The organism is Klenkia sp. AC732 (genome assembly GCF_979256525.1).
Genome location: NZ_CEEDOS010000050.1, coordinates 21,140 through 29,386 on the forward strand (window position 1 = coordinate 21,140; position 8,247 = coordinate 29,386).

Here is an 8,247-nt window from a genome sequence, read left to right on the forward strand (position 1 = left end):
CCTCGTCACGGGTGCCGCGTGGGCGGCGGTCGGTCAGCCGTTGCCCTGCCCCGGGCCGGTCCCGGCGTCGGCGATGGTCAGGACGGCGTAGGCGACGGCGTCGGAGTTCTGGTCCAACGCCAGCTGGCTGACGTTGTCCAGGTCGTCGCAGGCCTGGTGGTAGCAGGCGTCGTAGGCGACACCGGCCGTACCGCCGTAACGGGCGGCCTGCTCCGGGGTCTTGACGTCCTCGGCCCCGGAGAAGAGCCCACCGGAGGGGATGCCGGCGTCGGCGAAGGCCTGGTAGTCGCTGCGGCCGTCGAACTCGGTGTCCTCGTAGGCGATCCCGCGGGAGTCGTAGAAGGCCTCGAAGGTGGCCTCGATGGCACCGGACTCCGCGCTCACGTAGCCCTCGGGCGCCGGGAACGTGGAGGCGTCGCTGTCGTAGACGAAGTTCGCGTGGTTCGGGGAGCCCAGCATGTCGAAGTTCAGGTAGCTGCCGATCCGGGCCAGCTCGGCGTCGGTGAGGCTGTCGACGTAGGCCTGCGAGCCCAGCAGGCCGAACTCCTCGGCGCCCCAGAACGCGAAGCGCACCGGGTGCTCCAGCTGGGTGCGCGCCAGGTTCTGCGCGACCTCCAGGATCGTGGCGGACCCGCTGCCGTTGTCGTTGATCCCCGGTCCCTCGGGCACCGAGTCCAGGTGCCCGCCGACCACGACGACGCCGTCGTCCACCCGGCCCGGCAGCTCGGCGGTGAGGTTCTCCGTCGTCCGGACCTCGCTGACCGCGTCCACGGTGAGCGCGAGGGTGTCCCCGGCCAGGGTGGAGCCCAGGGCGGAGGTGGTGCCGACGACCGGGATGCCCACGCCGGGCGCGCCCAGCGTCGGGCTGATCAGACCGCCGTCGTCGGAGGTGCCGCGGTTGACGATGACCACACCCGCGGCGCCCGCGGCCTCGGCGTTGGCCGACTTGACCGCGAAGTCGCAGCTGCCCCGCTGGACCAGGGCGATGCTGCCCGCGGTGAACCCGGCGAAGTCGGCGGCCTCGCAGCCGCTGGTGCTGGTGGCGGTGGGGGTGAAGTCGGTGTCCACCGCCTGGGCCACCGCGGTCACGTCGCCGGACCCGGAGAACGTGGCGACGGCGAAGTCGGTGCCCTCGGCGTACGTGGCCGCCTCCGGCGCCACCTGGGCGAAGCCGGCCGCCGAGGTCTGCTCGAAGAACGGGAACTCGAAGGACTGCCGGACCACGTCGTAGCCGGCGGCGGTCAGGGTCGCGTCGACGTGGTCGGCCGAGGCGGCGTACCCGGTCGAACCGGACGCGCGGTTGCCCCCGTTGGCGTCGGCGGCTGCCTGGAAGGCCGCCAGGTGCTCGGTGACGCCGGCCGCTGTCACGCAGGTGAGCAGCTTGTCGATGCTGGCGTTGACCCGGTTCTCGCAACCCCGCGTGGACGGGCCGGCTGCGGCCGGGGTGGCCACCAGGACCACGCCGGAGACGGCCAGGGCGCCCGCCGCAGCGGCCGACACCACCCGTCGACGCCCGGTGGGGCGTGTCGTTCCTGCCGTGCTGGTCATCGGTCGTCCCTCCGCCCGGACCCACGTCGCTGTGGGTCTGCTGTGACGACCGTGTCCGGGCGCCGCCGGAAGAACAAGACTTGACTTGCCTGGACGAGACGGTTACCGACGCTCAGCAACCGTCCCGCCGACGACGTGCCCCCGGTGGGGTTCGAACCCACACTGGGACCCTTTTAAGGGGCCTGCCTCTGCCGGTTGGGCTACGGGGGCGGTGCTGTCCGGCTCATCCTCCCGCGACCTGCACCGCCCGGTTCAGGACGGCGTCCAGCATCGGCTCGGTCAGCCGTCCGGTGAAGGTGTTCTGCTGGCTCACGTGGTAGCTGCCCAGCAGGGTCAGCGGTCCCCTCGGGCCGGTCAGCTCGACCTCCACCCCGTGCCCGAAGGCCGGGCGGGGCCGGGGCAGGGTGACCCCGGCGGCGGCCAGCACCGGCCACAGCGCCGTCCACCCGAACCCGCCGAGCACCACGACGGCCCGCAGCCGGGGCAGCAGCGCCAGCTCCCGGGCCATCCACGGCGCGCACGTGTCCCGCTCGGCCGGGGTGGGCGCGTTGGCGGGCGGGGCGCACCGCACCGCGGCCAGCACCCGGACGTCGGTCAACGCCAGCCCGTCGTCCCGGTGGACGGACGTGGGCTGGTTGGCCAGCCCGGCCCGCCAGAGCGCGGCGAAGATCCAGTCCCCGGACCGGTCCCCGGTGAAGACCCGCCCCGTCCGGTTGCCGCCGTGCGCTGCCGGCGCCAGGCCGACGACGGCGATCCGGGCGTCCGCCGGCCCGAGCCCGGGGACCGGGCGGCCCCAGTAGTCCTCGTCCCGGAAGGAGGCCCGCTTGACCACCGCGACCTCCTCCCGCCAGGACACCAGCCGCGGGCAGGCACGGCAGCCGGAGACCCGCTCGTCCACGGTCGCCAGGTCCAGCGCGGTCCGGGCGCCTCGCGCGACGCCGGCCGGGGTGCGGGTGACGGGGAAGCCGTCGTCGTCACGTGCCACCCACCCAGCAGAGCACAGCCGTGCGCGGCATGATCGTCCGGTGGCGAAGACCCAGAACAAGACCCAGAAGGTCAAGACCCCCGCGCTGTACAAGCTGCTCGGCCCGGCGCTGGCCATCCCGACCGGCATCGTGGTGAAGAAGGTGGCCGACGCCGCCTGGCTGAAGGTGCGCGGCACCCCGCCGCCGAAGAACCCCGACGTCCCCGGCGTCGGCTGGGGCGACGCGCTGGCCTGGGCCGCGGTCTCCGGTGTGCTGGTGGCCTTCGGCCGGCTGTTCGCCGCCCGCGGCGCGGCCAAGGCCTACACCAAGCTCACCGGCAAGTTCCCGCCCGGCGCGAACGCCGACAGCGCAGCCTGACCGGCGCACACCCCCGCCCCACCGGGCGGGGGTGTCAGCCGCGGGCCAGGGTGAGCGCGATGCCGTCGAGGATGTCGTGCTCGCTGACGACGACCTCGTCCAGGGCGAGCGCGTCCATGACGACCCGCAGCACCAGCGCGCCCGCGCCGATGACGTCGACCCGGCCGGGGTGCATCACCGGCAGGGCCGCACGGCGGGCGCGGGTGGCGGTCAGCAGGCCGGCGGTCACCGAGCGGACCGCGGAGACCGACACCCGGGCGCCGTGGAGGGCCGCCGGGTCGTAGCCGGGCAGGCCCAGCGCCAACGCGGCCACGGTGGTCACCGAGCCGGCCAGGCCGACCAGCGTGCGGGCCTCGCCCACGGGCACGTCCGCGACGACCAGTGCCAGCGCCGCCCGGACGTCGGACTCGGCGCGCTGGATCTCCTCCGACGTCGGCGGGTCGGAGTGCAGGTGCCGCTCGGTGAGCCGCACGCAGCCGATGTCCACCGACCGGGCCGCGCGCACCCCGTCGACGTCGCCCAGGACGAACTCGGTCGAGCCACCGCCGATGTCCACCACCAGGTACGGCGCGGCCGGCGGCGGGCCACCGTGCGCCGCCGCCGCTGCGGCCAGCGACCCGGTGGCGCCCCGGAAGGACAGCCGCGCCTCCTCCAGCCCGGGGACGACGTCGGGCAGCTGGCCCAGCGTGGCCTGGACCATGTCCTCGAAGTCGGCCCGGTTCGCGGCGTCCCGGCTGGCGCTGGTGGCCACCATCCGGACGCGCTCGGCGCCCAGCTGGCGGGCCGCGGCGGCGTACTCGGCCAGCACCAGGCGGGTTCGCTCGACCGCCTGCGGCGCCAGCCGGCCGGTGGCGTCGACGCCCTCGCCGAGCCGGACGACCTCCATCCGGCGGAGCACCTCGACGTGCGCGCCCTCGGCCGGCACGTCGGCGACCAGCAGCCGGATCGAGTTGGTGCCGCAGTCGATCGCGGCGACCCGGGTCACAGGCCGGCCGCCGCGTCGTCGGGCTCCTGCGGGGACGGTGCCGCGCACGGGCCGGCCGTCCACCACTCCCCCATGCCGGCCAGCGCGCGGTCGCCGATCGGGTTGACGCCCGGTCCGGCGGCCAGCGAGTGCGCGGCCAGGGCGTGCAGGCACTTGACCCGCTCGGGCATGCCCCCGGCACTGGACCGGGTGGGCAGCACGTCGACGGCGTCCCGGGTGGCCAGGAACGCCTCGTGGGCCGCGGTGTAACCGGCCGCGAGCTCGGGGTCGGTGGCCAGGTCGGCCTGCCACTGCTTCATCGCGCCCTCGGACTCCAGCCGGCTGGCGGCAGCCGAGGCCCGCGGGCAGGTCAGGTAGTACAGCGTCGGGAACGGCGTGCCGTCCTCCAGCCGCGGGGCGGTCTGCACGACGTCGGGCTGACCGCACGGGCAGCGGTGCGCGACGGCGACCAGCGCCCGCGGGGGGCGGCCGAGCTGCCGGGCGACGATCTCGCGGTCCTCGGGGCTGACGGGGGTGCTCACCGGAGGAGTCTCCCCCATGCCGCGCAGGGGCTAGGGAGTGCCGTCGGCCGTCGTGACGGACTCCATGAGCCCGGTGTACCAGGGCAGCTGCTCCTCCGGCACCGCCGCGTCGGGCGTCTGCGCGGGCTGCTCGCCCTCGACGACCTCGCCGTCGGCGATGACGACGAGCCGGTCGCCGGGCAGCACGTAGTTGAGCCGTTCGCGGGCCTGCTGGGCGATGTAGGCGGGATCGGACTGGCGCTCCAGCTCGGCCCGCAGCTGCTCCTCGCGCAGGGACAGCGCCTGGCTCTCCGCGGCGAGCTCGGCGAGCTCCTGGCGACCGGCCACGTAGGAGCGGACCGGGCCGGCCAGGGTGAGCAGGAGCAGCAGGACCAGCGCGCCCAGCAGGACCGCGCGGCCGGTGAACAGCGGGGTGCGCCGGGCGCTGGTCGCCGTCCGGGCGGGACGACGGGTGCGCCGGCGCCCCTGCCGCAGGTCGGCGCTCCCCCGGGCCCCCGGCCGCTCCGGACGCGAGGCGGTCCGGCGGCGGGGGCCGCCGGACGTGCTGCGCCGGGTGCGGGCGGTGGCCACGGGGGTGCGCTCTCCTGGTCTCTCGGTGTCGCTGCCGTCAGGCGGTGTGCCGCGGGAAGGCGGCGGCACCGGCGTAGCGGGCGGCGTCGTCGAGCTCCTCCTCGATGCGGAGCAGCTGGTTGTACTTGGCGACGCGCTCGGACCGGGCCGGGGCACCGGTCTTGATCTGCCCGCAGTCGGTGGCGACGGCGAGGTCGGCGATCGTGGTGTCCTCGGTCTCCCCGGAGCGGTGGCTCATCATCGAGCGGTAGCCCGAGCGGTGCGCCAGGTTGACCGCGTCCAGGGTCTCGGTGAGCGTGCCGATCTGGTTGACCTTGACCAGCAGCGCGTTGGCCGCGCCACGGGCGATGCCGTCGGCCAGCCGGACCGGGTTGGTGACGAACAGGTCGTCGCCGACGATCTGCACGCGGTCGCCGATGGCTGCGGTCAGGTCGATCCAGCCCTGCCAGTCCTCCTCGGACAGCGGGTCCTCGATGGAGACGATCGGGTAGGCGTCGAGCAGCCCGGCGTAGTACTCGGTGAGGTCACCGGCGCTGAGGGTCTTGCCCTCGAAGGCGTAGCCGTCCTCGGAGTGGAACTCGGTCGCCGCGACGTCCAGGGCGAAGCCGATGTCGGTGCCGGGGGTGTAGCCGGCCTTCTCCACGGCCTCGGTGATGAGGTCCAGGGCGTCCCGGTTGCTGGGCAGCGACGGGGCGAAGCCGCCCTCGTCACCCAGGCCGGTGGACAGCCCGCGGGCCTTCAGCACCGACTTCAGCGCGTGGTAGACCTCGGTGCCCATCGCGAGCGCCTCGACGAAGGTCGGGGCCCCGATCGGGGCGATCATGAACTCCTGGACGTCGACGTTGCTGTCGGCGTGCGCACCGCCGTTGAGGATGTTCATCATCGGGACGGGCAGGACGTGCGCGGAGGGTCCGCCGATGTAGCGGAAGAGCGGGAGCCCGGAGGACTCGGCCGCGGCCTTCGCCACGGCCAGGGAGACGCCGAGGATCGCGTTCGCGCCCAGGCGGGACTTGTCGGGGGTGCCGTCGAGGTCGATGAGCGCCTGGTCGACGAGGCGCTGCTCGCTGGCCTCGAAGCCCACGAGCTCGGGGCCGATGACGTCCAGGACGCCGTCGACGGCCTTGGTCACGCCCTTGCCGCCGTACCGCTCGCCGCCGTCACGCAACTCCACCGCCTCGAAGGCGCCGGTGGAGGCACCGCTGGGCACGGCGGCCCGGGTGATGGTGCCGTCGTCGAGGGCGACCTCGACCTCCACGGTCGGGTTTCCGCGCGAGTCGAGGATCTCCCGCGCGCCTACTGCATCGATGCTGGCCACGGGGGCAGCCTAGCGACCCCGGGCGGCGTCCCGGACCCCCGCGCCGCGGGTGCGGGAGCATGGGCCCCGATGACCAGCGCAGCGCCGTCCCGCCCGCACGCCCGCGCCGTCCGCCAGCTGCTGCTGGGACTGGTGCCGGTGCTCGTCGTCGGGCTCGTGCTGCTGGTCGTGCTGGCGGTCCGGCTGCCGGGCACCCAGGCCCCGCTGGCCGCGGCGGACGCCACCGCGTCGGCGACCGTGGTGCGCGACGGGCTGGACCCGGCGGGGCGCGGCGTGCGGGTGTCCTTCACCGACGCGGCCGGGGAGGAGCGGGCCGGGGTGCTGGTGCTCCGCACCGCCGTCGACGTGGCCCCCGACGCCGCGGTCACCGTGCAGTACGACCCGGCCGCCGCCGACGGGTCCAGGGTCTACGCCGACGGCGACGCCGCGCACGGGGCGGTCGGCGACGTCGTCTTCGGCCTGGTGCTGGTCGCCCTGGTCGTGCTGGCCGTCTCGGTGCTCACCGGCCTGCGGCTGCTGTCCCGCCGCCGGCTCGCCGGCCGCCCGACGACGGCGGTCACCGTGACCCACCTGGTGGTCCGGCGCGGCCTGCTGGTGCGCAGCTGGCTGGAGCTGGTCACCCCGCACGGGGTGCGCTGGGTGCCCGTGCACTGGGCGCCCGAGGTCGATCGGGCCCGGCCCGACTCCCCCGCCCTCGTGCACGGGGACCCGGCCACGGACGCCCTGGTGCTCCCGGTCCTGGACGGCCAGCAGGTGTGGCCCTCGGGCCGGGTGCGGCGCAGCGCCCCCCGCGGCGACGTCCGGCAGGCCGGCGTCGACCCGGAGGCACCCGACGTCGGGCTGGCCCGTCAGGCCCGCAGCGACGGCGTGCCGGTCGTGCTGGCCCCGGTGCTGGGCCTGCTGTGGGCCTACGTCGACGGCAGCGGCGCCGCCGGCTTCGTCGTCGCCGGCGCCCTGGCCGCGGCGGTGCTGTTCTGGCTGCCGCAGTTCCTCGGGTCCGACCCGGCCGCGACCAGCCGCTAGTCCTGCGCGCGGGCGGCCGCGGCGGCGGCGGCGTCGAGCCGGCCGGCGTAACAGCGGACGGCGGTGCGCAGCGCGTCCTCGGCGTCCCAGCCGCGCTGCTGCGCGGCCACCACGGTGGCCAGCAACTGCTCCCCCAGCTCCTCGGGGGTGCCGGCGGACAGCTCCGCGGCCGGGGGCGTGGGCAGGTCGGCCCGGCGGGCCCGCCCGGCCAGCGCCGACCCCCAGGCGGCCGCGGACTGCGAGCTCGAGACCCCCTCGGTCGGCGAACGGCGCTTCTTCTCCACCGCCTTGATCTCGTCCCAGCCGCGTTCGACGGCTGCGACGTCCCGGGGGCCGGCGTCGCCGAAGACGTGCGGGTGCCGGCGGACCAGCTTGGCGACCAGCTCGTCGGCCACGTCGTCGACGTCGAAGCGGCGCTCGCCGGGCGCCTCGGCGGCCACCCGGGCGTGGAAGGCGACCTGCAGCAGCACGTCACCGAGCTCCTCCCGCATCGCCACCGGGTCCTCGTCGGTGATCGCGTCGTAGGCCTCGTGCGCCTCCTCCAGCAGGTAGCCGCGCAGCGAGGCGTGGGTCTGCTCGGCGTCCCAGGGGCAGCCGCCGGGCGAGCGCAGCCGGTCCATCACCGACACGACGTCCAGCAGGTGGGCACCGGCAGGCTCGGGGGCGCCGTCCAGCACCCCGTCCAGCACCCCGTCCGGCGCACCGGCGCCGGCGGCCTCCTCCGCGGTCAGCAGCACGACGTCACCCGGCCCGCCCGCGTCGACCGCGGCGACGTCGCGGACCTCGGTGCCGGCCTCGCGCAGCGCCCGGGCGGTCGCGGCCGCACCGGGGAGGGCGAGCACGCCCGACGCGCCGGCGACGGCCCGCCAGCCGGCCGGGCCCAGCAGACCGGGGAGACGGGGGCTGACGGTGACCAGGGTCGGGGCTGGCGGGGTCGGGGCG

9 protein-coding genes and 1 tRNA gene are annotated in these 8,247 nt (G+C 75.8%); 2 read left to right on the plus strand and 8 right to left on the minus strand.

The genetic code is table 11. The features are described 5' to 3' along the window. Positions 1-33: 33 nt before the first annotated feature. From AC0IVP_RS19285 to AC0IVP_RS19295, 3 genes are all read right to left on the minus strand, one after another. Positions 34-1,500: a M20/M25/M40 family metallo-hydrolase gene (locus AC0IVP_RS19285; protein ID WP_471758675.1), complete on the minus strand. Its 1,467-nt coding sequence runs from the start codon at positions 1,498-1,500 to the stop codon at positions 34-36. A gap of 184 nt (positions 1,501-1,684) precedes the next feature. After that, positions 1,685-1,758: transfer RNA gene (locus tag AC0IVP_RS19290), tRNA-Leu, on the minus strand. Between the two features lie 13 nt (positions 1,759-1,771). Beyond that, complete coding sequence (locus tag AC0IVP_RS19295; protein WP_082556741.1) at positions 1,772-2,533, minus strand: uracil-DNA glycosylase; 762 nt, start codon at positions 2,531-2,533, stop codon at positions 1,772-1,774. A gap of 40 nt (positions 2,534-2,573) precedes the next feature. Here AC0IVP_RS19295 and AC0IVP_RS19300 point away from each other — a divergent pair, with 40 nt between their 5' ends. Beyond that, on the plus strand, positions 2,574-2,891 hold the full coding sequence (locus AC0IVP_RS19300) for a DUF4235 domain-containing protein (RefSeq protein WP_056292994.1): 318 nt from the start codon (positions 2,574-2,576) through the stop codon (positions 2,889-2,891). A gap of 34 nt (positions 2,892-2,925) precedes the next feature. Here AC0IVP_RS19300 and AC0IVP_RS19305 read toward each other — a convergent pair whose 3' ends face one another. Genes AC0IVP_RS19305 through eno form a run of 4 tightly spaced genes read right to left on the minus strand, consistent with a single transcriptional unit; the run spans position 2,926 to position 6,282 of the window. Then, positions 2,926-3,876 carry a Ppx/GppA phosphatase family protein gene (locus AC0IVP_RS19305; protein WP_471758677.1) on the minus strand — a complete coding sequence of 317 codons (951 nt, stop codon included), beginning with the start codon at positions 3,874-3,876 and terminating at the stop codon, positions 2,926-2,928. Further along, a complete protein-coding gene (locus AC0IVP_RS19310; protein WP_235564671.1) occupies positions 3,873-4,397 on the minus strand; it encodes a DUF501 domain-containing protein in 525 nt (174 codons plus the stop codon). The genes AC0IVP_RS19305 and AC0IVP_RS19310 overlap by 4 nt, the downstream gene beginning before the upstream one ends. Positions 4,398-4,427: 30 nt before the next feature. Then, positions 4,428-4,967 (minus strand): FtsB family cell division protein, encoded by a 540-nt coding sequence (locus tag AC0IVP_RS19315; RefSeq protein WP_056293004.1) that lies wholly within the window; start codon positions 4,965-4,967, stop codon positions 4,428-4,430. A gap of 37 nt (positions 4,968-5,004) precedes the next feature. Further along, positions 5,005-6,282, minus strand: coding sequence for a phosphopyruvate hydratase (eno, locus tag AC0IVP_RS19320; protein ID WP_056293007.1), 1,278 nt, complete (start codon positions 6,280-6,282; stop codon positions 5,005-5,007). 69 nt (positions 6,283-6,351) lie between these two features. On the opposite strand from eno, the gene AC0IVP_RS19325 reads away from it, so the two are divergent. Next, positions 6,352-7,305 carry a hypothetical protein gene (locus AC0IVP_RS19325; RefSeq protein WP_471758679.1) on the plus strand — a complete coding sequence of 318 codons (954 nt, stop codon included), beginning with the start codon at positions 6,352-6,354 and terminating at the stop codon, positions 7,303-7,305. On the opposite strand, the gene AC0IVP_RS19330 is transcribed toward AC0IVP_RS19325, so the two are convergent. After that, positions 7,302-8,222, minus strand: a complete 921-nt coding sequence (locus AC0IVP_RS19330) for a nucleoside triphosphate pyrophosphohydrolase (RefSeq protein ID WP_471758681.1) — start codon at positions 8,220-8,222, stop codon at positions 7,302-7,304. The genes AC0IVP_RS19325 and AC0IVP_RS19330 overlap by 4 nt on opposite strands. Positions 8,223-8,247 lie beyond the last annotated feature (25 nt).